Consider the following 23,576-nt stretch of genomic DNA (forward strand, 5'->3'; position numbering starts at 1 on the left):
AGGATAACCATGCTGTCCGTATCCGAACTCGCCGGCCGCCTCACCGGCACGCTGAATCGCTATTCGCTGGCGGTGAGCGGCAGAACCGACCTGGACGTGGAGTCCTTTAGCGCCACCGAGGGGCTGAGCCAGACCTATTGCTACCAGATAACCTTTACCAGCGGCAGCGATATCGCCCCCGGCGAGATGCTGCTGCAGGACGCCACCTTTACCTTCAACGCGCCGGGCGTCACGCTCGGCGATGTGGCGCTGCCTGCGGCCTCGGCGCGGGCGGTACACGGGGTGGTGACGCAGTTTCAGCGGCTGTCGGCGTCGGCGGACGAGGTGCGCTATCAACTGACGCTGGAGCCGCGGCTGGCGTTGCTGGCCAATGCCGGGCGGCCGGCGATATACCAGAACCAGTCGGTGCCGGAGATAGTCGAGCAGATATTGCGCCGGCAGCATCAGTTTGAAGGCTGGCAGTTCGAGTTCCGCCTGCGCAACCGCTACCCGCCGCGCGAGCAGGTGATGCAGTGGCAGGAGAGCGACCGGGCGTTTATCGACCGGCTGCTGGCGGAAGTGGGTATCTGGTATCGCTTCGAGATGGACGCGCGGCTGAAAAGGGAAGTGGTGGTGTTCGCCGACGACCAGCAGTTCTACCAGTTTGACGTGAGCCTGCCGCTGCGCAGTCCGTCGGGAATGAACGACAACGGGGTGGAGTCGGTATGGGGGCTGAGCTCGGCGCATCAGGTGGTCAGCCAGTCGGTGCGGGTGAAGGATTACAACTACCGCCAAGCGGGAGACGGTCTGCAGACCGAAGCGGAGGTGAGCGGCGGCGGGGAGAGCACTTACGGACAGGTGTACCGCTACGGCGACAACTACCTGACGCTGGGTGGCGAAAGCGGTGAGTCGGGCGGCGAGACGGCGGAAGGAGGCGATTTCTACGCGCGGCTGCGCCACGAACGGCTGCTGAATAATCAGCATCAACTGAGCGGGAAGAGCAATGCCTCAACGCTGGCGCCGGGACAGATGCTGGAAATCGCCGGCGGGGTGCCGGCGATATTCGCCAAAGGGATAGTCATCACTACTATCAGTGCCGGCGCGCGGCGTGACAGCAGCTATATGCTGACGTTTACCGGCATTCCCTACAGTGAAACGGTGGGATTCCGCCCGGAGCCAGAAGCGCGACCGAGGATAGCGGGGACGCTGCCGGCGCGGGTGACGAGTATTACCGCGGGCGACACATACGCGCATCTGGACAAGATGGGGCGTTACCGGGTGAAGTTCGACTTCGACCTGGATAACTGGAAGACGGGTTACGAAAGCCTGTGGGTGCGTCTCGCCAAACCCTACAGCGGCGACACCTACGGCATGCACCTGCCGCTGCTGGCGGGAACGGAGGTGGCGATAGCGTTTGAAGAGGGCAACCCGGACCGGCCGTATATCGCCTGTGCGCTGCATGACTCACGGCACCCGGACCATGTGACGCAGGCGAACAACAAACGCAACGTTATCCGCACGCCGGCCAACAACAAGCTGCGGATGGAGGACGAGCGGGGCAAAGAGCATATCAAGCTGTCGACCGAGTACGGCGGCAAGTCGCAGTTGAACCTGGGGCATCTGGTGGACAGTACCCGTGAGCAGCGGGGAGAAGGGTTTGAGCTGCGCACCGACCAGTGGGGGGCGATACGGGCGGGGAAAGGGATTTTCATCAGCGCGGAGAGGCGGGAGCGCGCCGGTTCCGAACAGCTGGACATGCAGGAAGCGATAGCGCAGTTGGAGAATGCCCGGTCGGAAGCGCAAGGGCTGCGGCATGCGGCGCAGGCGGCGAGGGCGGAGCTGGCGGATATCGAGAAGCAGACGGCGCTGCTGAATGAGACGCTGAAGGCGCTGAAACAGCAGGCGGTGCTGATATCGGCGCCGTCGGGGATAGCGCAGGTGACGCCGGGGAGCGTGCAACTGTCGGCGGGCGAGAATCTGATAGCCACGAGCGGAGCGGACGGGGATATCGGCATCGGCAAATCGTTTCGTGTGGCGGTGAGGGAGACGCTGAGTCTGTTTGCGCAGCGGCTGGGAATAAAGCTGCTGGCGGCGGCGGGCAAGGTGGAGGTGCAGGCGCAGAGCGATGCCATGGACCTGCTGGCGCAAAAACAGCTGACGGTGGCGAGTCAGGACGACAGGGTAGTGGTGACGGCGAAGACGGAACTGCTGCTGAACTGCGGCGGGGGGTATATCCGGTTTAAGGACGGTCAGATTGAGCTGGGGGCGTCGAATAATGTGCTGCTGAAGACGCCGGTGGTGCAGCGGATGGGATCTGCGTCAATAGAATCGCCTATATTGCCTCAGTTTAATAATATAGCTGATTATAATATTCGATTTCTTATGACAGATGATATGAATAAACCATATGTGAAGACTAATTATATCGCCTATTTCCCTGATGGGACATATACAAAGGGAACTACGGATACTCAAGGATACACTGAAGTTTTCGCCAGAAGCAGTGAAGAAGCTATATCCATCCATTTATTGCAGAGCTGATATTTAAGGAGGGCTCGTGGCCAAATATCGCATATGCACCAAATTTAGCTCTAATATACCCTATCAATATATTTATTATGACTTATCCATACATAAAACTAAAGGGGATGGCGAAAAATTTTTTTTACTTCAGGTAGAAAAACAACCCGTACTTCCTGGCTATATAACAGGTGTGCATGAGACAAAAGAAATTGATGATGATTTGTCTATTATTTATATTATGGATATCATGTTATATCGAAAGTCCGGTGAAGAGTATATTCGCGTTTTTCATGAACCGGTTAGTAGGATGTATCGACTGAAAGATATGATAAGTGGAAAACCGGTTTCATCTGATAAAAAAGAAAGTGTATGTTATTTTGAAACCTCTCAACAGGTGCAGAAATCAGAACAAGGGAATATAAATAATTATCATGTAAAAATTTCTTGTGAAGAAAGAATGTTTATTGCACCAGAACATCCTATCGGTGATCCTCTTGACCCGTTTAGTAAAGAAAAAATTGATAGGGAACTACAAATAAGAACGTCTTCTTCCACATTAAGTAGCCCGTCTCTTGGTGTCAATGTGTATCCTTATCCATTTCAACAGGAAACCATGTTATGTGGTCCTGCCGCATTTTTTTATTGTTTGCTTATAGATAGACCTGATTTATATGAAGCCATAGTTAGAGGGTTATGGCGCAATGGAAAAATAAAGGTCGGTGACTTAAATATAGAACCATCTTTTAAAACCAGAAGACCTGGTAATTTATTTTATTCTCATGGAAAACAGAAGATATCAAGCATCGACTGGATTTCACTTGCTAGCTTGAGGGATTCAGAAAATAGATTGATGACATATGACTCTCCTGACGATAAAGTTTCTGCTATAACTATGTGGGGGCGTATCGAAGATTGGTTTACTAAAATGGGATCAAGAAAATTATTTAGTAATATCTCTTTAACTCACAGTAAATTACGTGATGTTGTTATGCTTAATAATTATGTTGGGCAAGGTCGGCATATTACCAGTTTGATATCGGCAGGTATGTTGCAACTGGGTGCTGATTCGCCCTTTAAAGACCACTGGATTGTTTGGGAAGGTCCTGTCAGACTGGCGAAAGACAATACGCCAGTTACATTGGAGAGTGATTTAAACGAAATAGTAAAACTTAATTTATTTTCATGGGGTGAGGTTAAGGATTGGCTAGAGATGAATTTAACCTTGTCGGATTTTCTTAAAAATACATTTGGAGCTATGGTGTTTGAAAAAATACCATAATGGCATATGAAAAGAATAACGATTTTTTGTTTATCTCTTTTAATCTTAGGGTGTGTGTCTAAGGTTGAGTTTTCTCCGGATAAATTACCTGATGGCTATGTTGGTAAACCGTACTACGCCAAAGTAACTATCATTGGTAACTCAGGGCATGTAGATGGTGCAAGTATTGAGTATAAAATTAAACCAGAGGAGTCAGGGTTAAAAATTTCTTTTTGCGATCCAGATTCTCCTGTCCGATTTAATTGTGTGGTTATACGCGGCGTACCAAGTAAAAGCGGTGACTCCGTGGTTTCTTTGCAGGGTGCGACGCTGACGACGTCATATTTTTTATCAGGGAAGGTTTTTGATAAAAAATATGTCTTTAAAATTAATTAAAATATTTTCAAATGTGGGTTTTTATCTGATAAAAGGGAAGAGAGTGTACTGTTTTGAAAAAGCTCATCAGGTATATGAAAAACATAATGATTATATGCTTATCTCTTTTAATCTTAGGATGTGTGTCGAAGGTTGAGTTTTCTCCGGATAAATTACCTGATGGCTATGTTGGTAAACCGTATTATGCAAAAGTAACTATCATTGGGAATGCCGGCCCTGCGGATGGCGCTAGAGCCAATTATTCAATTAATCCTTCAGATTTTGGATTAAAAATACATCTTTGCGATCCGGATTCTCCTGTGCGGTTTAATTGTGTGGTGATAAGCGGTGTGCCAAATAAAAGCGGTGACATCGTGGTTTCTTTGCAGGGCGCGACGCTGACGACGTCATATTTTTTATCAGGGAAGACTTTTGATAAAAAATATGTCTTTAAAATAAATTAAAATGTTGTGTTATTAGATTGATGTTGATAGATCATTTTGAAGAATGGCTCTGGCAAAAATTTGTATGAAAAGTGCGAAAATATCTTTTTATTTAATCAGTAAGCCACTCGACTTTAGAATAATTATTAAGGATGCATAGATGTTGCAACAATTAATCACCAGCTGTTTTGGTCAACGTGATCCGTTGGCGGAAACCCGGAAGTGGGTGAATGGATGGCATCACTGGCTGCAACCGATTGATAGCTCATCACCGGTGGGTGAAGACCCCGCCTATGATGACGATTTTCAGCGAATGCGTGATGAGGTTAATAAACTTTCCGGGGTAGATACCGATCTGGTTTGCAGCCTGGCGGAAACGTTGCTCACCACCCGCTGTAAAGATGTCCGCGTCGCCACTTACTATATCTGGGCGCGATTGCACCGTGACGGAGAAGCGGGGCTGGCTCAGGGGTTACTGTTGCTGGCGGGATTGGTGTCGACTTTTGGCGAGTCCTTGTTGCCTGCCCGTAAGAACAGCCGGCGTCTGGCGTTGGAGTGGTTAACCGGCGGTAAATTGCAGGACAGCCTCTATCTTTATCCGGAAGTTGCCGCTGCGGATTTTGAAAAAATAGTCGGCGCGCTGGCGTTGCTGGACCACCTGTTCGCCGGCTGGAAAGAAGAAAACCGACCGGCGTTGCAGGGGCTGGCGGCAACGATGCACGAACGGCTGTTGCGCTCCGGCGGCGCGCCGTCCACGGCGCGGCCTGCGACGGAGTCCGCGGTATCCGGCGAATCGTCTCCGCCCCCCTTATCCAGCCAGACAATGCATAGCAGCCCGCCGCCGACGCAGCGTATTCAGTCCGGGCGCGATTTGCTGGATCAGGCGCGTGAGCTGTCTCGCTACCTGCGCGATCAGCCGCAGGGATGGCTTTCCAGCGCGCGGCTGATGCGTAGCTTGCGCTGGGATACTCTGCATCAGTTGCCGCCGCAGGATGCCTCCGGGCGTACCCGTCTGATGCCGCCGCGTAGCGAGCTGCGCGCGCAGTTAAAACGCCTGCACCAGCAGCAGCACTGGCTGGAACTGCTTGAGCAAACCGAACGTATGTTCGCCGAGGGTGTTAATCATTTCTGGCTGGATTTACAATGGTATACCTGCCAGGCGCTGAGCAAATCGGGTCACCCTTATGAGCAGTGGGGTGATATCATCAAGCGCGACTTGGGTATGTTTCTGGAGCGGTTGCCCGATCTTGAATTGCAAAGCTACAACGACGGTACGCCCTTTGCCGATGAAATAACCCGGCAATGGATAGATCAGCATGTACAGGGAAATCAGGCGCCGATCGAACCGGATCTTCAGGCTAGCGCGTCGCATGACGATAACGATATTTTATCGCAGGAGAGCGAGGCGCTGGCGCGAGTAGAAAATGACGGCATCGATGCCGCGCTGGCCTGGCTGGGGGAGTTGCCCGAGGTGAATACTCTGCGTCAACGTTGGCTGCAGCGCCTGCTGATGGCGCGGGTGTCGGAGCAGGGCGGACGCACGGACATCGCTCTCGCTCTGCTCAATGAACTGAATAGTTCGCCGCAGCCGTTGCAATTGCAATACTGGGAACCGGAGTTGATTTTCGAAGTACGGGCGAGATTATTGAAGATAATGCGGGTAAAAATGCAGCGCAGCGAGGGAGATAAAACCATGCTGGCGCAACAGATAGATACCCTAATCGCCGGTCTGGTGGCTATCGATCCGGTCAAGGCGGCGTTGGTGTGCGGCCAATAGAATGGCGTACCCACGCCCCCGTTAAAATATTTCATCTGCCATGATTGAGCAGGTAAAAATGTGATGATGAGGACAACATGGATGATCTAACCCTGCGCTACTTTGAAGCTGAAATGCGTTACCTGAAAGAAGCAGCGAAGGAATTTGCGCAGGCCCATCCAGACCGAGCGGCGATGCTCAATCTGGATAAAGTCGGCGATCGCGATCCCTATGTCGAGCGCCTGTTCGAAGGCTTCGCCTTTATGATGGGGCGGCTGCGTGAAAAGCTGGACGATGACCTGCCGGAACTGACCGAAGGGCTGGTCAGTCTACTGTGGCCGCACTATCTGCGTACGATCCCGTCGCTCTCTATTGTGGAGCTGGCTCCGGAGTGGCGCGATATGAAAACTACTGATGCGGTCAAGGCCGGGTTTGAGGTTATCTCCCGTCCAGTCGGTGCTCGCGGCACTCGCTGTCGTTACCGTACGACACGTTCCTTGCTTTTGCATCCTCTGAATCTGACCCAGGCCTCACTGCATAGCGAATCAGACGGGCGTTCGATTATCCGTTTGCGTTTTGATTGTAGCGAGCTGGCGGACTGGCGTCGTGAAGACCTGAGCCGGTTACCGCTCTACCTCAACGCGGACAGCCCTGTCAGTTCGGCGCTGCACTTGGCGTTTACCCGCCAGACCCAGGCGATATACCTGCGCCATCCTGGTCAAGGCAGTGAACGCAGCCGGCTGAACGGGTATTTTTCGCCTCAGGGATTTGGCAGCGAAGATCTGCTATGGCCAAAAGGCGATGCCGCCTTTAGTGGCTACCAGCTATTGCTGGAATATTTTACTTTCCGTGAAAAGTTCATGTTTGTCGAACTCAATGGTCTGGAGAGGGTTGATTTTCCGGATAATCTCCCCTGGTTCGAACTGGATGTGGTGCTGAATGAGTCATGGTCGCACGAGCTCACCTTCAGTCAGGAAAATATTCTGCTGCACTGCGTGCCGGTGATTAATCTGTTTGAACTGGATGCCGATCCTCTGACCATTTCCGGGTTGGAAAATGAATATTTACTGCGGCCGCTGCGGGTGCAGGACGGACATACGGAAATCTATTCCGTGGACAGCGTGCGTTCCTCGAAACGGGTAAAAGAGCAGGAATATGTTCCTTTCACCAGTTTTCGTCATCGTGGCGGCATGTTGCGCCACACGGCACCCGAACGCTATTTTCACACCCGCGTGCGGCGCGGGCCATCCGGACTGCACGATACCTGGCTTATTCTCGGCGGCGATGCGTTCGAGTCGGATAAATTGTTCCCCGACGAAACCCTGTCGCTACGTATGACCGGCACCAACGGACAACTGCCTCGCAAGGCGCTGCGCAGCACGCTGTTGGACAGTGCGCATCAATCGGCGCAGGTGCCGTTGCGCGTGCGTAATCTGTGCTCGCCAACCATGCCTTGCTATCCGCCCGCGGAAGATCGTTTTCACTGGCGCGTACTCAGCCATTTGGGGTCGAACTTTCTCAGTATGATGGATAACGCCGAGGTACTGCGCGGCACGTTGGCGCTCTATGACTGGACCGACAGTGAAATGAACCGGCGGCGGCTTGAGGCTATTGTCGATGTGAAACACCATTTGATGCAGCGTTTCGAGAAAGGGTTTATGCTGCGCGGCGTGGATATTGAAGTGACGCTGAACAATGAAGGATTCAGCGGGAAAGGCGATATTTGCCTCTTCGGCGAACTGCTCAACCGCTTTTTCGCACTGTATGCCGATATTCACCTGTTCACCCAGCTAACGTTAATTATACAACCGAACGGAGAGTGCCTGCGATGGAAAGAGAATCACAGCCAGCGCATACCCGGTTGATTGCTGCGTTGCAGGAAAGCCTGCCTAAAGCTAACTTCTATCGTTTTTGTCAGCTTATTGAGTTCGCTCAGGGGGCCGCGCCGCCTTTGGGGACCACCGTGACGCCCAAAGACGATCCTGTGCGTTTCCGGCCCCATCCGGGGATGGGATTTCCAGCCAGCGAGCTGAAAGGAGTCGAATGGGACGAACAGCGCCCCGAGCAGCCCCCGACCATTCGCACGACATTTTTGGGGCTGTACGGTGTCGATTCGCCATTGCCGACCAGCTATCTTGATGATATTGCCCAGCGGCGAGAGGGGCATGAGGCGCTGGAAGCGTTTCTGGATATTTTCAATCATCGCTTTTTGACGCAGTTTTATCGCATCTGGCGTAAATACTCCTATCCGGCTTCGTTTGAACCCGGCGGACGCGATAATACGTCGCAGTGTCTTTTGGGGTTGATAGGGCTGGGAATACCGGGCGCCGCCAAACACATTGCCACGCCGATTTCTCGTTTTCTGGCGTTGCTAAGCACCATGCGTATGCCGACGCGTACCGCGGAAGGTATCGTTGCGCTGGTCAAACTGTTGTCGCCCGAAACGCGCGCCGAAGTGCGGGCGCACTATCCACAGCGGGTTGCCATAAAACAGCGAGTGGCGCTTGGCGGCAAGACACCGGTGAATTTGTCTCAACGACAGGTGCTTGGCAAAAGCGCGATTGATGCGAATAGTCAGTTTGAGCTGACGCTTTACCCAGCGACGCCTGAACAGGCCAAAGACTGGATGGAGAACGGACAGCTTCACACCGATCTGATGGTTCTGCTGCGAGTCTATCTTGGCTGGCGCTGTACCGCCAGATTGCGCCTGAGGGTGCCGCGCAGCGTATTGCCCCACGCCACGCTTGGCAGTCGCGAAGTGTTGCTTGGCCGCAACAGTTTACTCAGTCTTAAAAAAAATATTTCACAATCTGGACTCCAGGAGGATGTTACTGTCCATCTGGGCATTTATCGAGGACTGGAGCCCAATACTATTAAACGAGAGGCCATTGATGGCGGTTATCACTTCTAAATTTAATGTCGCTTATGCGGCGATACCTTTGATTTTGGCTACCACACTTACTGGCTGTGGGTTAACGCAAAGTGTCTCTGATGGTACGGTTTCGATGACGAGATCGCTGTTTTATAAAACCATAAAGACGCTGCATCTTGATTTTACCACCCGTAGTACGGTCAACGCCGATGACAATAATGCGCCGCTGGCGACGGTAATTCGCATCTATCAATTAAGAGATCGCAAAGCGTTTGACCGGGCGGATTACCAGACGCTTTTAGAAAACGCGAATGAGGCGCTCAAGGGCGATATTCTGGCGGAGCGCGATGTGACGGTGATGCCTGACGGTTCAGCGGCGCTGGATATGCCAATGGAGCAGAATGCGCGCTATGTCGCGGTGTTCGGGCTATTCCGTTCGCCGGATATTCAGGGAGATACCTGGCGAGTGGTACTTGAACGCAACGATCTGGATCCGGATGAAGCTCGGCGTATTCAACTAGAGAGCGGCGGTCTGAAACTGCTGCCTGAGGACTAATGGTGCAATGAATCCTTCATTGTATGAAATGTTGACCTTCAATTTTGCGGGCGAACTGGATATTCATCAGGTCGACGAACGCCAACAGGTGATTATGTCGGTTCTGGATAATATGCAGCGCATTCTCAACAGTCGCGCCGGTACGCTGGCGCATCTGCCGGATTATGGTCTGCCGGACATGAATGAGATCTTACAAGGGCTGCCGGCGACGTCTCATTTGCTAATGGCGACCATGCGTCTTACGTTGCTGAAATATGAGCCGCGCTTAAAGCAGGTCACGCTGACGCTACTGCCAGAAATCGCGCCGGGCCATCTGCGTTACACCATCGAAGCCGAACTAAAAGAGGTGGGATTGGTGCGCTTTGGCACGGAGTTTATTCCTGAAGGGCGCGTGCTGGTCAGGCATTTGCGTCAGCAAGGACAAATGGAACCCTAGTTTTACCCCCACACGCCTTTTTTATCCCCCCGACCATGAGTCAGTCTGTTACGGGCGTTAGACTTGTTCCCGTAGCGGATTGATGCGACGAAAAAAAACGCTAATTGTTTAACATGCAAAAAGCAGACGCCTATCGACGTCTGCTATCCGCGTTGAACGTCTCGCAGGTTTCATCCATATTTCGCTCATTATCGAAGAGTTCAGGTCTGAAAACGTTAAAGTCATGCCCTATCTATGCACCAGAGGGCGAAAATATGATTGCAGTACTTTTCGAGGCGGATGTCGTGCCCGCACGGCAAGGTCGCCTTTAAAAAATGGTTTGATGTGATGGTGTGATCGGCTGGTTAGCGTGTGGCCCGTAGATGATGTGGTCGGCGGGGCGATGATCGGTATAACTCAGTCCGGTTGGCGATGGGGCGGATCGCTCACGTCGGACTGAGTTCCCTCCTAGTGTTCCGCTATTCGGAACAGTGAGTTGGGGGGCATGGTATAGATGAAACAATAGCTATTCCACTTCTGAAATTTTTACTGGACGGCCCTCTTTAATTGATTTATTTGCCGCGGCGGCGATGAGAACCGGATACAAACCATCCGTATCCGTAATCGGAGGAACTTTGTCGTTGATTACTGCGTCGGCAAAGGCTTTCATCTCATCGATAAACGCTTGCGTATAGCGATCCCACATTACCTTATAGGTCGTACCGTAGGAGGTGTCATCGGCGCCAAATACGACGGCGGTATTGGGGATATCATTCGCACTCTGTACCGAACCCTTCGTACCGAATACCTCCAAACGCTGATCGTAGCCATAGACCGCCTGACGACTGTTGTCGATTACGCCGAGCGCGCCGTTTTCAAAAGTCAGTGTGACCAGCGCGGTGTCCACGTCGCCTTCCGCACCGATAGCCGGATCGACCAGTACGGTTCCTTTGGCATAAACCTCGGTGACTTCGCTGTCGGCTAAAAACCGAATCATATCAAAATCATGGATCATCATATCGTAGAAGAGCCCTCCCGAACGGCGCACATATTCAATCGTCGGCGGCTGCGGATCGCGGGAACTGATGCGCAGGATATGCGGCGTGCCAATCTTGCCGTCGCGCACGGCGTCATACACCGCGCGGTGGTTATGATCGAAGCGGCGAACGAAGCCGATCTGCATTTTTACGCCGGCTTCCTTTACGGCGGCGAGCGCCTTACGAACGCGTTCAACGTCATGATCGACAGGCTTTTCGCAGAAGATATGCTTGCCGGCGGCGGCGGCCTTGATAATTTGGTCGGCGTGGGTATCGGTCGACGAGCAGATCAGGACCGCATCAATTTCCGGATCGGAGAAAACCGAATCCACATCCTTGGTTGCGACAGGAATTCCGAGTCCCTTAACGAAAGATTCGCCTTCCTGAGTGAGGTATGGGTCCGCCACGGTTTTGATCTGCATATCCCGTACGCTGGAATAGATATTTTCGATATGAACGCGCCCGATGCGTCCGGCGCCGAGGACGGCTATTTTCATTGGAGTCGTTATTTTTTTCATTTGTATTGTTCCTATTTAGGGTATGTAGGGCTATTGAATCGCTTTCTTCAGGATTTTTATGTCCTCACGCACAAGCTCATAAGGATCTTGGGCCTGTGAACGCAGAGGAAGCTGGTCGTAGTAATTTTCCAGTAGGATGTAACCGGTGAAGTCATGCTTTTTCAGCCAGGATAGGGTGTCGAAAAAACCAGAATCGCCTGAGCCCAGCAAGCCGCCACTCATCGCTCCTTGTCCGTCCTTGACGTGAATCTGGTTGCACATATACGGAAATGCGCCTTCCAGAATGTCGATTTGTGAATAATTGCGGAATAGGTGATAGTTCTGGCTGTCGTAATACAGATAGAAGTTTGGACGATTCACCAGGTCGGACATTTTGCCAAATTCGAGCGGGGTCATCAGGTTTTCGCAGGCAACGGATATACCGTGTTCGCCGGCTGCGTCGCATAAATATTGGAACGCGCGCACACTGTGTATAAGATCCTCCTCCGTTATGACCTCGCTTGCCGCGAAGCCGGGCACCTGGATGACCGGCACGTTGAGAACCTTGGCGGTTGTCACCGCACGGCGCAGTAGATCCCAGACGATCTCGTACTCTTTCGTGTTCTGCCGGGCGTGCATGGGAATATTGTCGAAGTCGTTGAGCGCGACCGCGCAATACTCGATACCGTACTTCTGCTGCTCATTGAGATAAATGGTCTGCATTTCGTGATGGGTAATAGGATAGTCGTTTTCATAAAGTCCGATCTTCAGCGAAAGCGCGTCCAATCCGACAGCGGCGGCGATCTGTGTGGCATACAGTCCCGCCCCGGGTAGACCCCAGTCGCACGCACCGATTTTAATTTGTTTCATAATGACTCCCCTGTACATTTTTTATGTTATTCATTTCGTCTCTCTCGTGCGGTTAGAGCGGCCATTACGTATGGTTAGCGCTTATTCAGCTTGCAGAATTGGACGCGCAAAGCCGGTCCTTATGCTTCGTAACGCATACGTAATTGCATCTCGATCGTTTCCAAAGAGCGGCGCGCGGTTTCAGGCACTTTGAACGTCACGAACAGCAATACCAGCACGTTGATTCCGGCAAAAATCAAGAAGATGGCGTAGTAGCCGATGATATCCGCCAGAATCGGGAAAAACTGTGACACCAAAGCGCAGCTTACCCACAGACAGGTACTGCAGATCCCCATTCCTAAGCCGCGGATTTTTAGCGGAAAGATTTCCGAAAGAACAACCCAGACCGTCATTCCCCATGAACCAGAGAATCCGACCATAAAGAGGCACATACATGCCAGCATCAGCGGACCCGAACTAATGTTGAGAACGCCCAGGCCGCCAAGCAATGCGATTGAAACACACATCAGGATGTTTCCGGCCATAAGCAGTTTTTTGCGTCCCCAGCGATCGATTAACACCATCCCCAGGAAGGTAAAGAGCAGATTGATGATGCCGATGCCCAGCGTGGACAGCAGAGCAAAATGTTCGGAGAACCCCACGCCGAGCAGAATCGTCGGCGTATAGTACAGAAGAACCTGCGCGCCAAGGATCTGCTGGCCGATGGCCAGCCCTATGCCGATCAGGATGACCTTTTGGACCCACGTCTCGGAGAGCACTTTCCTTATGTTCTGGCTCCGCTTCTTTTCCATTTCATTCACGCTGTTGATCTCCGAGATCTCCGCATCGACTTCCTGCTCGTTGCGTATCATGAGTAAAACCTTTCTCGAAGCGGCTTCGCTGACATTCTTAAATAGCCAGCGTGGGCTTTCCGGCATAAAAATCATACCGACCATCAGCATGACCGAGGGAACCACGGCCAAACCGACCATCATGCGCCAATCGGCAGTGGCGGCGCAGACGTTGCCAAAGATATACGCCATAAGGATACCGACGGCATTCATGCTGGTATTGATGCCGCCGATCATCCCGCGACTGCGCGCCGGCGCTATTTCGGAAAGATAGACCGGCACCAGACCTGACGCGCCGCCGACGGCGACCCCAAGGATGATGCGTGAAAAAACCAATACGGATACCGTCGGCGCCCAGGCGCAGCCCAATGCGCCAATCGTGAAGAGAAAACCCAACGCGATGATTACGCGTTTACGGCCGAAACGATCCGAAAGCGGTCCGCTCATCACCGCGCCGGGAATGGCGCCCCACAGCACGCCGCTGACAATCAACCCTTGCGCGGCGGAAGATAATTGAGTCGCGGACAGTGTGGGATCTTGTTTGATATAGGTGAGCGCTATGGCTATGACGCCAGTGTCATAGCCAAATAGCAGGCCCCCCAAGGCGCCGAAAAAATAGATGACGCCGGTCTTGACATTTCTATTGCTCATTCCCGGTTTCCCCTCCAAAGCATGCGAGACTCTATTGAAAGAGAAGCCGGTATTGCTGACTCATTGTCAGGGTGTTATGCCCATCGGTAAGTCTTTCAACCTATTCCCCCGGCAATCAACACCCCTAAATGTCTTAATTTAATAAATTTAGAAGCGACAACTATCCTGACAGAGGGGGCCCTCTATCATGCTAATGCATTAATAATTAATACATTCTGGCTTTCTTAAGCTTCTCTTCTTTGTTTTTGTAAGAAACCTGAGTCCCTTCGGATTTGCTGATGGAGGCCACACCGAAATGCCACCAGGAGTGATAGCCCTCAGCCATCGTTTTAGGCAGCACCTTGGCATCGATCAGCGTAGAAACCGTCTGCTTCTTGCTGTCCTCAATGGCGGCGCGCAGTTCCTCCGGCGTTTTGGCCGTATAGGTCTTTAGACCATAGCCCTCGCCGACCTTGGCGAAATCCAGATAGATATAGTCGCCGTCGGTTTTTCCGGTTTCCTCATCGCGGTAGCGGAACTCGGTGCATAGGCTGCCTACACCATTGCCCATTTGCAGGTTGTTTATGCAGCCAAAAGCGCAGTTGTCGAAAATTATCACGTTAATTTTCTTCTTTTCCTGAATCGAGGTGGTTAGCTCGGAGTGGAGCATCAGGAAGGCGCCGTCGCCGACAAGGGCGTAGACTTCTTTGTCCGGGCAGGCCAGCTTGGAGCCCAACGCTCCCGATACCTCATAGCCCATGCAGCTGTAACCGTATTCCATGTTGTAGGAATCCTTGGCGTCGGTCAGCCACATGCGCTCCATGTCTGCGGGCAGGCTGCCGGAAGCGCTGACCACGATGGCGTCGTCTGCAATGCACTCCCGCACAATGCCGAGACCGTTGGTTTCGGTAATCTTGCCGCCAATCGTGTTGATATAGTCGTCAATGATCTTCGGCGTCCATGAGGGAACGATGGGAACGAAGTCCTGGCCGTATGTCAGGCTCTGAACCCTTTTTAGCTCCGTTATATAATCGGCTTTGATACCTTCAATCTCTCCATTGGCATAACCGGGCCGATATCCCTTGGCCTTAAGTTCCGCGCCGATGGCGGCCAGACAGGTCTTGGCATCGCCCACAACCTTGGCGGCGTCCAGTTTCTCCGCGTGGTACTCGGAAACGTTGATGGTCAGCACCTTGACGTCGGGGTGGCGAAAGATCTCCTTTGAACCGGTGGTAAAATCGGAAAAACGAGTACCGATACCCACGATCAGATCGGCTTTTTCCGCCACGGTATTGGCGGCCGGTGTGCCGGTCACGCCTACGCCGCCCATGTTCATGGGGCTGCTTGAAGGGGTGGCGCTCTTACCGGCCTGGGTCTCGGCGTAGGGGATGCTCAGTTCCTCGCAAAGACTCTGCAGGGTAGCGCCAGCCTCGGAGTACCGCGTGCCGCCGCCGCCAATGAACAACGGCCGCTTGCTGGCCAGGATCATTTTCACGGCATCCTGTATCTGGTCGGGATCCGCCGGCGTTCTGGCAATGCGATGCACGCGTTTCTGGAAGAAATAGTCAGGAAATTCAAAGCTCTCACCCTGAACGTCCTGAGGAAGCGCGATACATACCGCACCGGTTTGAGCGGGATTGGTAAGCACCCGCATCGCATTGATCATCGCCGTCATCAGCTGTTCGGGGCGGTTGACGCGATCCCAGTACCGGCAAACCGGTTTGAACGCGTCATTGGTGGTGATCGCCAGGCTGGAGTCATGCTCTATCTGCTGCAGCACCGGGTCGGGCTGGCGGGTCGCAAAGGTGTCGGCCGGAAGCAGCAACAGCGGTACGTTGTTGACCGAAGCCGTCGCGGCGGCGGTCACCATATTGGCGGCGCCGGGGCCAATGGAGGATGTGCAGGCGATGATCCTGCGGCGGTTATTCTGTTTTGCGTAGGACATCGCCACATGGGCCATGCCTTGCTCGTTGCGGCCATGGTAGACCCGCAGTTCGCCCGGATCTTCATCCAATGCCTGTCCCAGACCAACCACGATGCCGTGGCCGAAGATGGCGAAGATACCATCCACGAACCGGTTCTCTACGCCGTCCAAGCTGACATATTGCTGGTTCAGAAACTTGACGACTGCTTGACCGACGGTCATTCTCGTTTTCTTCATTTTGTCTCTCTCCTTACAAACTAATTGTTATCTGTAGTCGATCCAAACAGCACCGTTATCAGCGGAACGAACGCAATTTTCCACCCAGCGCACACCTTCCAATCCCGCATGGACATCCGGGTACCAATAGTCGACCGTTTCATGCTTGTCGGCGGCGACCATTGCTCGTGCAAAGCGGCCATACAGATTGGACCATGCTTCAAAGAGCCCTTCCGGATGTCCGCCGCCGATGCGGTCTTCCTCCCGTGCGGAGGGATATAGGCAGTCCATCCCGCGGTCAAATATCCGTATGGGTTCGCCCTGCACCTCGTAAAGAAGTTGGTTGGGACGCTCATCCCACCATTCCAGGCTCGCCTTTTCGCCAATCACGCGAATTTTCTGACCATGCATCGAGCCGCTATTTACGCAGCAGGACCACGCCATGCCGACGGCGCCGTTGTCATATTCCATAAGGGTGTATGCGTTGTCTTCCAGGGGAGCGCGGCTTTTGACGAAACTCTGCCTGGCGCACATCAGACGTTTGATTTTGAGGTTCGGCAGCAGCACCTCGGATAGGTAGTATGGATGCGTTCCCACGTCCCCCAACACATAGCTGGGGCCAGCCATTTTGGGGTCTACGCGCCACCGGGTGCTTTCTGCGTTTTTTTCTACCGCCACGTTATGCGCGCCGTGCGCAAATTGCATATTAACGATGCGAATTTCGCCCAGATCGCCCGCGGCAATCATCTGGCGTGCCTGTTCGATCAACTGATGGCCGGCGTATCCATAGGTAACGCCGACCACCTTGTTTTTACTTTTTGCCAGGGCCACCAGCTCCTCGGCTTCTTTGGTGGTAAAGCAGAGCGGTTTCTCACAGACGACATGGAGGCCGGCGTTCAGCGCCGCCTTGCAGATTTCATAGTGGGTTCCGTTGGGCGTTGCGATAGTGACGACTTCGATTCCGTCCGGACGCTGCTGTTCCTTCTCGAACATGGTTTGATAATCCGGGTAGCAACGATCGTTCGCGATATGCAGTTTATTACCGAACGCCTTGCCGCGTTCTGGGTTAATATCAAGGGCGCCAGCCACCAGCTCGAAGTAAAAATCGCGCAACGCGGCGCTACGATGAATATAACCAATCTGGCTCGTGCCGCCGCCGCCGACCATGGCCCAGCGAAGAGGGCGTTCGATCTTTTTGTCTCCATAGATCATGGTAATCTTCCTCGGTTTTATCAGTAACCAACACTAAGCAAGTAATCCAGGCTCTTTTTTACTTCCGCGAGGCTGGCATCCGCATTTCTGGGATCCTTTTCCTGTTCCACGGTGATGAAACCGTTGTAGTCAATTTCCTTGAGCAGTTTCAGCACGGCTTGATAGTCGACGATCCCCTGCCCAATGGGGCACATAACGCCTTTGGCGCAAGCCTCGAAAAAGCGGATTTTCTGCTTCATAACCTCAGAATAGACTTTTGAATCAATATCTTTGAAGTGAACATAGTCAAGCCGGGACGCGTATTTCCGCAGCCACTCGACAGGATCCATGCCTGAGTAAGTCAGGTGGCCGGTATCCAGACAGAATCCGGCTACTTCCGGCGGAATATCATCGGCAATCCTGTCGATCTCGTCGGCAAACTCGACGTATCCGCCGGCATGGGGGTGAATAACGGCGCGGACGCCATACTCTTCCCAGGCTTTCTTGGCGATGGTGTAAAAGTGTTCCACGGTGCGTTTCCAGACATCTTCAGGCAATTTAGGCGCCCGGTCCGGGTGGCCTGCGGCGTAGTCACGTTCGTCGTGTCCCCAATCCATCACGGTAAGATACGGCGCCGCGAAATGCTGTCCCTCGTCCTTCGGCGTCTGTGGCAGTTTGGTGATCAACGAACAAATTTCTCCAGTCTGCCGCAGGAGGTTTTGATAGTTGCTTTCCGATACCATGTCATCAAAAATAGTGCCGGCGACAATAATCAGATCGTTCTTTTCCAATTCTGCTGACACGCGTTCCAGCTCCAGCGGAATATACCCATATGGGCCAAGCTCTATCCCTTTGTATCCCGCCTGATGCGCCTCGGACAACACTCGCTCCCATGGCGGAAGATGTGGATTTGTTACATCGTCCACTCCCCAGCAGCAAGGCGCGCTTGATATTCTGATTCCCATAAAATCCCCATCTATATCCAGTTAAAATATTAATTCGTTTAACATTATTTTTATGACGGCGATAAGACTGCACACTCCCTTTATTCCCTTACCGGACAAGCGAGCGGATATTCCTCAGGGAGATAAAACGCGGCCATTACGGCACAATCTAGCATTGTCCTTATATATTTAATTTGCATCAGATAAATAAGAAAGTTTCGGGTACCTAATAAGATGAGAGGAAGTATATTTCTCTCTGGCAACGAATACTTTAGCGATCTTGAGTTAAATAATGACGTAAATGCCGATCGGCATCACATATTACTTTCGGCTTATTCACAATGTTGCTTTGTTCTCCAGAAAAAGGCATGCAGCCCTCAAATGCTCAGGACTCTCCATAAATTGGAATATGCCGCATCGGAGAATATTCCGTGTGCGATAAAGCCGCCGTTTCTCTGCGGCGCCGTAGCATGTGCCCGACGCGGGGGGATCAACCGACCTTTGTACGAACCCAGGCGTGTGGCTAGAATCATGCCGCTGATGCGGTTCCTTCGGCGGTCGTTCCTTTTTCGAACCGCCAGTGACGGAATTCTCGTCTCATCCCTGAGACTCGCCTACCGGGCCAGCGCATTCGCAGGGTCGCCGACCTCTGCGTAATTTCTTACGCCGTGGGATGAGGAGTTTAAATTTTGAATTAATATTAAATATCAGTATGTTAAATATAAAAAGGCAAGCAAGGCATCAGGCCGCGTGGCTCGCCCTGGAAGGCTTCTTATTTACGCCCGACGCGCCGTGGTCGGGTATTTTTCAATGTCGCTTTTCGTTGCTGGATATCCTGCGCCTGAGTTTGGTGTTTGTGTTTGCCGCGCTGGCGAAGACGTTTTTCGCTCAAGATCCGAGAGCCGCTTCAACGCCAATTGCCGCCATTGACAGATAAAAATAGAGCGCTATTAAGCACATCTATTTAGACGGTGAATCCCGTTCCTGATGAACAAAGCAACATTGTGAATAAGCCGAAAGTAATATGTGATGCCGATCGGCATTTACGTCATTATTTAACTCAAGATCGCTAAAGTATTCGTTGTCAGGGGGAAATATACTTCCTCTCATCTTATTAGGTACCCGAAACTTTAGATATTTGGCTTATTTATTTGATGCAAATTAAATATATAAGGGTGACGGAAAATGGCGCCGTAATGGCCGTATTTTCCCCATCTTTATTAGGAATATCCGCTCGCCTGGCCGATGAGGGGATAAAGGAAAGGTTACAGGTACAGGGATTAAGGCCGATGCTGATAATATTTTATAAAAATCCTGTTTTTTAAACGGTTATGAAATTATATGAAAAGGATCGCTTGCTAGGTTATGTATAGGTATATCAATACTATTTAGTTAATTTATTGGGGTAATTATCCCCGTCAGGTCTGTCTGGAAATATCCTACCCACCACTGAGCCGTGTTGTTTGATTTACAGTTCAAATATAGGACGCGCCTGCGGGAAAAAAAAATTAAATAACATGAGGTAAGACTATGTCTTCAACAGGCAATGATTCAGTGGGATTAAAGCTGTCGGCAGGAGGCTTGCCAGTCAAACATAATGTGGGCTATCTGCTGAAAATATGTGGAGTGGCGGCGCTGGGCGGCCTCCTGTTTGGTTATGACACATCGGTTATTTCCGGCGCGATTGGGCCTTTGCGTGCGGCGTTTCAACTGTCGGCGGCGGAAACTGGATGGGCGGTGTCGAACGTGGTGGTGGGATGTATCCTCGGCGCGATAGTGGCCGGTTATTTCGCCAATCGCTTCGGCCGACGGGTCACACTGTTTCTGTGCGCCTTGCTGTTCACCGTCCAGTCCGTTGGCGCGGCGCTGGCGCCTGATTTTTTCTGGTTTGTCATTTTTCGCTTAGTCGGGGGTATCGCCGTCGGTATCGCCTCGGTCGTTTCGCCGATGTATATGTCGGAAGTTTCGCCGAAAAACATGCGCGGCCGGGCGGTCAGCATGAATAACTTCGCGATTATCTTTGGCCAAATCGTCGTCTTCATCGCCAACTATATGATTGCACGAGACGCGACGGAGATCTGGCTGCAAGCCGTGGGGTGGCGCTGGATGATTGCGTCCGAGGTCATTCCCTGCGTGCTTTTCTGCGCCGTGATTTTCTTTATCCCTGAATCGCCGCGCTGGCTCATGCTGCGTGGCCAGGAGGAAAGCGCGAAGAAAACGCTCACCCACATCTCCAACGAAGAGCACGCTCTGAGCCTCATGGATGAAATTCGCGAATCGATTAACGAAACCCGCGGAAACGTGCAAGTCCGTTTCAGGGATCTGCGAAAGGACTTGAATGCGCGCTGGCTGGTGTTTTTGGGTTTTATGATCGCGGGCCTTCAGCAAGTCATGGGCGTTAACGTGATGATGTACTACGCGCCGATGGTGCTAAGAAGCTCGAGCGGCAACATGGCGGAGGCCCTGTTCCAGACGATATGGATCGGCGTCGCGCAGTTAATCGGTAATGCGATCGGGGTTGCGCTAGTTGACCGCAAAGGGCGGCGGCCGCTGATTGCTGTCGGCTCGGTCGGCGTAATCGCCAGCCTATTGGTTGTTTCTGTCAGCATGTACACGAAAAGTAACCATCTGATGTTAACAGGCATGTTGGCTTATATGGTGTTTTTCGGCATGTCCTGGGCGCCGCTTGCCTGGACCCTGATCTCCGAAATCTTTCCCAACCGCTGCCGGGGTCTCGGTATGAGCATCGCGTGTACGTCCAACTGGATATTCAATTTTACCGTAGCCCAGGGTTTCCCCATGCTCAACGAAAACCCCTGGCTGTTGGAACGATTCCACGGCGCTTTTTCGATGTGGTTGTTCGCGGGTTTAGGGCTGTTTGCGATGTGGTTCGTGATGCGTTTCGTACCCGAAACCAACGGGGTTTCGCTCGAAAAAATGGAGGATACGATGATGCGTTATGCGCCGGGCCGTCGTCATGCGTCATCTCGGTGAAGCCGCGCCTAAGGAAGGGCGATAGTAGGGAGATGGTCTGGGTTATCCCCGGCCATGCCCCTGAAATTTGGCCGAATTACAAGCAGACCCTGGATTTTTACGCCTAATCAGGCACAAGTTTAGAAGAGGAAGACATGATGAAAAACAAGGTAAGTATACGTGAACGGATCGCCGCTGCCCCAATTTCCTGGGGGGTTTGGGAAGCGAATGGCGCCTCTGGCTGGACGCTTCCCCCCGACCTTTATTTGCGACAAGTTCAGGAACTCGGGCTGACGGCAACCGAGTTCGGCCCTGAGGGGTGGCTGCCTGTCGATGGGCGTGCCCGGAAGGCGTTGCTGGATGCCTACGGTTTGCAGAGCCTGGGGGCGTTCGTACCGGTGTTGTTGTTCAAGAAAGATCACGACCCCCTGCCGGAGGTAGAGAAGATCCTCGATAATTATGTGCAGGCCGGCGCTTCAACCATCATCTACGCCGCGCTGTCCGGCGGGCAGGGATACAACGATCGGCCGACGCTGAGCGCCGCCGAATGGACCACTTTCTTCGCTAACCTGGATCGGCTGGTCAAGGCGGCAAAGAAACGCAATATCACGCCCACACTACACCATCACATGGGGACGATTATCCAGACGGCGGATGAAATCGATCGGTTGCTCACCCATTCGGAAATCGGTCTGTGCCTGGATACCGGACACGCCATGATCGCCGGCATCCATCCGATTGACCTCGCCAAAAAGTACGGATCGCGTATCAATTTCGTCCATCTGAAAGATGTTAACAACGCCGTCGCCAAGCGGGTGCAAAAGGGCGAATTGATGTACATGGATGCGCTCAGCAAGGGAATCTTCCATCCCCTTGGCTCTGGAGAGGCGCAGATCGGCGAGATCGTCATGGCTCTCGAGGAGGCCGGGTACCGCGGCTGGTATGTCATGGAGCAGGATGCGATTCTCGCATCTGAGGACGACCTCGCAGCCACATTTAACGATATCAAGGAAAGCCTTGCCTTTCTTTGGAGTCTTTCCGAATAAGGCGCCGTACGCCGTTAGCGCACAAAATTCTTGTAAAAGTAAAAAACAACACATATCAAAGGAGATGTTGCAATTATGAACGCAAAATCGTTGAAAATGGGCGTAATTGGTATCGGACGAATCGGTTCCGATCACGCTCGAACAATAAGGACCGTCAGTGGCGTCGGCGACTTGTTCCTGGCAGATGTCGTTTCGGAGAAAGCCGAAGCCGTCGCTAAGGAGCTGAACGCCACCGCGATTCCTGCAGAGAAAATCCTCGACGAAGTTGATGCGGTGGTGATCACGACGCCGACCAACGATCACGCCAACTGGATTATCGCCGCGGCCGAAAGGAATATTCCCGTATTCACCGAGAAACCCGTCGCGCTTGATGCGGCTACGACCAAGTCGGTGCTTGATGTCATCGAGCGGACTGGAACCCTGGTTCAGGTCGGGTTCATGCGCCGTTTTGACGGGGGGTATATCAACGCCAAGAAGCGGTTGGAAAGGGGAGATATCGGCGAACTCCATCGCGTACATATCACCATGGGCGATTTTCCGCCTCCTCCGGCCTCTTACATCCCTGGGTCCGGATTCATATTCAAGGACTGCATCATTCATGACGTTGATGTCACGCGTTGGGTTACGGGACAAGAGATTACCGAAGTCTATGCGGTCGGCAAGGCCCGCGGCCCCGCCACCTATATTGGTGAGTTAGGGGACATCGACGAAGGCGGCGGTATCTGGACCCTAAGCGACGGAACGCTCGCCACCTTCCAGGTGAGCCGCAACAATGGCGCCGGCTACGATATCCGGATGGAATTGTTTGGCACTGAAGAGACGCTGTCCGTTGGGTTCGATACTTACATGCCGGTGACGTCCGCTGAACCGGAATTCGTCTTCCAACAGGCAGGCAAACGTTATCCCAACTTTTACCCGCGCTTCATCCCGGCCTACAAATCGGAGATTCGGCAGTTTATCGAAACGGTGAATGCCGGCGGAAAGAGTATCGCGACGGTTGCCGATGCCCTGGAAGCCTTATATGTCTGTGATGCTCTCGACTTATCGTTGAAAGAACACCGTCCCGTAAAAATCGATGAGGTTCGGCTGTAAGTCTGTATTCAGTTTGGGCCTGGGGCTGAAGGCTTGATGATGCTCAATCGACTGGGTAATTGGACCACTGATAAGGTGCGGGGAAACCGGGTCATGACTGCGTTCAGGTTCTTTTTGTCAGCCTCGCGCCTAACTAAAAACGAATTAAA

The 23,576-nt window shown here is 52.5% G+C and carries 19 protein-coding genes; 13 read left to right on the plus strand and 6 right to left on the minus strand.

What is annotated here, in order from left to right; all coding sequences use genetic code 11:
• The first annotated feature begins 9 nt into the window (after positions 1-9).
• The 9 genes from ACN28R_RS04055 to tssE all read left to right on the plus strand — a co-directional run bounded on the left by ACN28R_RS04055 (position 10) and on the right by tssE (position 10,198).
• Positions 10-2,520, plus strand: a complete 2,511-nt coding sequence (locus ACN28R_RS04055) for a type VI secretion system Vgr family protein (protein ID WP_095833666.1) — start codon at positions 10-12, stop codon at positions 2,518-2,520.
• A gap of 16 nt (positions 2,521-2,536) precedes the next feature.
• Complete coding sequence (locus ACN28R_RS04060; protein WP_095833667.1) at positions 2,537-3,781, plus strand: hypothetical protein; 1,245 nt, start codon at positions 2,537-2,539, stop codon at positions 3,779-3,781.
• A 6-nt stretch (positions 3,782-3,787) separates the two neighbouring features.
• A complete protein-coding gene (locus ACN28R_RS04065; RefSeq protein ID WP_145957960.1) occupies positions 3,788-4,156 on the plus strand; it encodes a hypothetical protein in 369 nt (122 codons plus the stop codon).
• 53 nt (positions 4,157-4,209) lie between these two features.
• Complete coding sequence (locus ACN28R_RS04070) at positions 4,210-4,599, plus strand: hypothetical protein (RefSeq protein ID WP_145957961.1); 390 nt, start codon at positions 4,210-4,212, stop codon at positions 4,597-4,599.
• A 139-nt stretch (positions 4,600-4,738) separates the two neighbouring features.
• The gene (tssA, locus tag ACN28R_RS04075; protein ID WP_095833668.1) at positions 4,739-6,355 is read left to right on the plus strand and encodes a type VI secretion system protein TssA; all 1,617 of its coding nucleotides are present in this window, start codon (positions 4,739-4,741) and stop codon (positions 6,353-6,355) included.
• 77 nt (positions 6,356-6,432) lie between these two features.
• Positions 6,433-8,199 carry a type VI secretion system baseplate subunit TssF gene (gene tssF, locus ACN28R_RS04080; protein ID WP_095833669.1) on the plus strand — a complete coding sequence of 589 codons (1,767 nt, stop codon included), beginning with the start codon at positions 6,433-6,435 and terminating at the stop codon, positions 8,197-8,199.
• Positions 8,163-9,245, plus strand: a complete 1,083-nt coding sequence (gene tssG, locus ACN28R_RS04085; RefSeq protein ID WP_095833670.1) for a type VI secretion system baseplate subunit TssG — start codon at positions 8,163-8,165, stop codon at positions 9,243-9,245. The genes tssF and tssG overlap by 37 nt, the downstream gene beginning before the upstream one ends.
• Entirely contained in the window at positions 9,226-9,762 is a 537-nt protein-coding gene (gene tssJ / locus ACN28R_RS04090; protein WP_095833671.1) for a type VI secretion system lipoprotein TssJ, read from the plus strand. Before tssG ends, tssJ begins: the two co-directional genes overlap by 20 nt.
• A gap of 7 nt (positions 9,763-9,769) precedes the next feature.
• The gene (gene tssE / locus ACN28R_RS04095) at positions 9,770-10,198 is read left to right on the plus strand and encodes a type VI secretion system baseplate subunit TssE (RefSeq protein WP_048638260.1); all 429 of its coding nucleotides are present in this window, start codon (positions 9,770-9,772) and stop codon (positions 10,196-10,198) included.
• 505 nt (positions 10,199-10,703) lie between these two features.
• Here tssE and iolG read toward each other — a convergent pair.
• From iolG to ACN28R_RS04125, 6 genes are all read right to left on the minus strand, one after another.
• Positions 10,704-11,732, minus strand: a complete 1,029-nt coding sequence (gene iolG, locus ACN28R_RS04100; protein ID WP_197088989.1) for an inositol 2-dehydrogenase — start codon at positions 11,730-11,732, stop codon at positions 10,704-10,706.
• 30 nt (positions 11,733-11,762) lie between these two features.
• A complete protein-coding gene (locus ACN28R_RS04105; protein ID WP_183092151.1) occupies positions 11,763-12,581 on the minus strand; it encodes a sugar phosphate isomerase/epimerase family protein in 819 nt (272 codons plus the stop codon).
• 119 nt (positions 12,582-12,700) lie between these two features.
• On the minus strand, positions 12,701-14,062 hold the full coding sequence (locus ACN28R_RS04110) for a sugar porter family MFS transporter (protein WP_048638266.1): 1,362 nt from the start codon (positions 14,060-14,062) through the stop codon (positions 12,701-12,703).
• Between the two features lie 205 nt (positions 14,063-14,267).
• Positions 14,268-16,202, minus strand: coding sequence for a 3D-(3,5/4)-trihydroxycyclohexane-1,2-dione acylhydrolase (decyclizing) (gene iolD / locus ACN28R_RS04115; protein ID WP_095833673.1), 1,935 nt, complete (start codon positions 16,200-16,202; stop codon positions 14,268-14,270).
• Between the two features lie 27 nt (positions 16,203-16,229).
• The gene (locus ACN28R_RS04120; protein ID WP_095833674.1) at positions 16,230-17,393 is read right to left on the minus strand and encodes a Gfo/Idh/MocA family protein; all 1,164 of its coding nucleotides are present in this window, start codon (positions 17,391-17,393) and stop codon (positions 16,230-16,232) included.
• Positions 17,394-17,413: 20 nt separating this feature from the next.
• The gene (locus ACN28R_RS04125) at positions 17,414-18,337 is read right to left on the minus strand and encodes a sugar phosphate isomerase/epimerase family protein (RefSeq protein ID WP_095833675.1); all 924 of its coding nucleotides are present in this window, start codon (positions 18,335-18,337) and stop codon (positions 17,414-17,416) included.
• A 691-nt stretch (positions 18,338-19,028) separates the two neighbouring features.
• On the opposite strand from ACN28R_RS04125, the gene ACN28R_RS04130 reads away from it, so the two are divergent.
• From ACN28R_RS04130 to ACN28R_RS04145, 4 genes are all read left to right on the plus strand, one after another.
• Positions 19,029-19,253 carry a hypothetical protein gene (locus ACN28R_RS04130; RefSeq protein WP_095833676.1) on the plus strand — a complete coding sequence of 75 codons (225 nt, stop codon included), beginning with the start codon at positions 19,029-19,031 and terminating at the stop codon, positions 19,251-19,253.
• 617 nt (positions 19,254-19,870) lie between these two features.
• Positions 19,871-21,310, plus strand: coding sequence for a sugar porter family MFS transporter (locus tag ACN28R_RS04135; RefSeq protein ID WP_236840180.1), 1,440 nt, complete (start codon positions 19,871-19,873; stop codon positions 21,308-21,310).
• 134 nt (positions 21,311-21,444) lie between these two features.
• Positions 21,445-22,335 (plus strand): TIM barrel protein, encoded by an 891-nt coding sequence (locus ACN28R_RS04140; RefSeq protein ID WP_197088990.1) that lies wholly within the window; start codon positions 21,445-21,447, stop codon positions 22,333-22,335.
• A gap of 75 nt (positions 22,336-22,410) precedes the next feature.
• On the plus strand, positions 22,411-23,427 hold the full coding sequence (locus ACN28R_RS04145; RefSeq protein WP_072065862.1) for a Gfo/Idh/MocA family protein: 1,017 nt from the start codon (positions 22,411-22,413) through the stop codon (positions 23,425-23,427).
• Positions 23,428-23,576 lie beyond the last annotated feature (149 nt).

The sequence above is a fragment of the Brenneria goodwinii genome (genome assembly GCF_002291445.1).
Classification (GTDB): domain Bacteria; phylum Pseudomonadota; class Gammaproteobacteria; order Enterobacterales; family Enterobacteriaceae; genus Brenneria; species Brenneria goodwinii.

Excerpts from the sequence above, each read along its gene's own strand:
- ACN28R_RS04055 (WP_095833666.1), top strand. The coding sequence starts at position 10 with ATGCTGTCCGTATCCGAACTCGCCGGCCGCCTCACCGGCACGCTGAAT.
- ACN28R_RS04065 (WP_145957960.1), top strand. The coding sequence starts at position 3,788 with ATGAAAAGAATAACGATTTTTTGTTTATCTCTTTTAATCTTAGGGTGT.
- tssA (WP_095833668.1), top strand. The coding sequence starts at position 4,739 with ATGTTGCAACAATTAATCACCAGCTGTTTTGGTCAACGTGATCCGTTG.
- tssF (WP_095833669.1), top strand. The coding sequence starts at position 6,433 with ATGGATGATCTAACCCTGCGCTACTTTGAAGCTGAAATGCGTTACCTG.
- tssG (WP_095833670.1), top strand. The coding sequence starts at position 8,163 with ATGGAAAGAGAATCACAGCCAGCGCATACCCGGTTGATTGCTGCGTTG.
- tssJ (WP_095833671.1), top strand. The coding sequence starts at position 9,226 with ATGGCGGTTATCACTTCTAAATTTAATGTCGCTTATGCGGCGATACCT.
- tssE (WP_048638260.1), top strand. The coding sequence starts at position 9,770 with ATGAATCCTTCATTGTATGAAATGTTGACCTTCAATTTTGCGGGCGAA.
- iolG (WP_197088989.1), bottom strand. The coding sequence starts at position 11,732 with ATGAAAAAAATAACGACTCCAATGAAAATAGCCGTCCTCGGCGCCGGA.
- ACN28R_RS04105 (WP_183092151.1), bottom strand. The coding sequence starts at position 12,581 with ATGAAACAAATTAAAATCGGTGCGTGCGACTGGGGTCTACCCGGGGCG.
- ACN28R_RS04110 (WP_048638266.1), bottom strand. The coding sequence starts at position 14,062 with ATGAGCAATAGAAATGTCAAGACCGGCGTCATCTATTTTTTCGGCGCC.
- iolD (WP_095833673.1), bottom strand. The coding sequence starts at position 16,202 with ATGAAGAAAACGAGAATGACCGTCGGTCAAGCAGTCGTCAAGTTTCTG.
- ACN28R_RS04120 (WP_095833674.1), bottom strand. The coding sequence starts at position 17,393 with ATGATCTATGGAGACAAAAAGATCGAACGCCCTCTTCGCTGGGCCATG.
- ACN28R_RS04125 (WP_095833675.1), bottom strand. The coding sequence starts at position 18,337 with ATGGGAATCAGAATATCAAGCGCGCCTTGCTGCTGGGGAGTGGACGAT.
- ACN28R_RS04130 (WP_095833676.1), top strand. The coding sequence starts at position 19,029 with ATGTTAAATATAAAAAGGCAAGCAAGGCATCAGGCCGCGTGGCTCGCC.
- ACN28R_RS04140 (WP_197088990.1), top strand. The coding sequence starts at position 21,445 with ATGATGAAAAACAAGGTAAGTATACGTGAACGGATCGCCGCTGCCCCA.
- ACN28R_RS04145 (WP_072065862.1), top strand. The coding sequence starts at position 22,411 with ATGAACGCAAAATCGTTGAAAATGGGCGTAATTGGTATCGGACGAATC.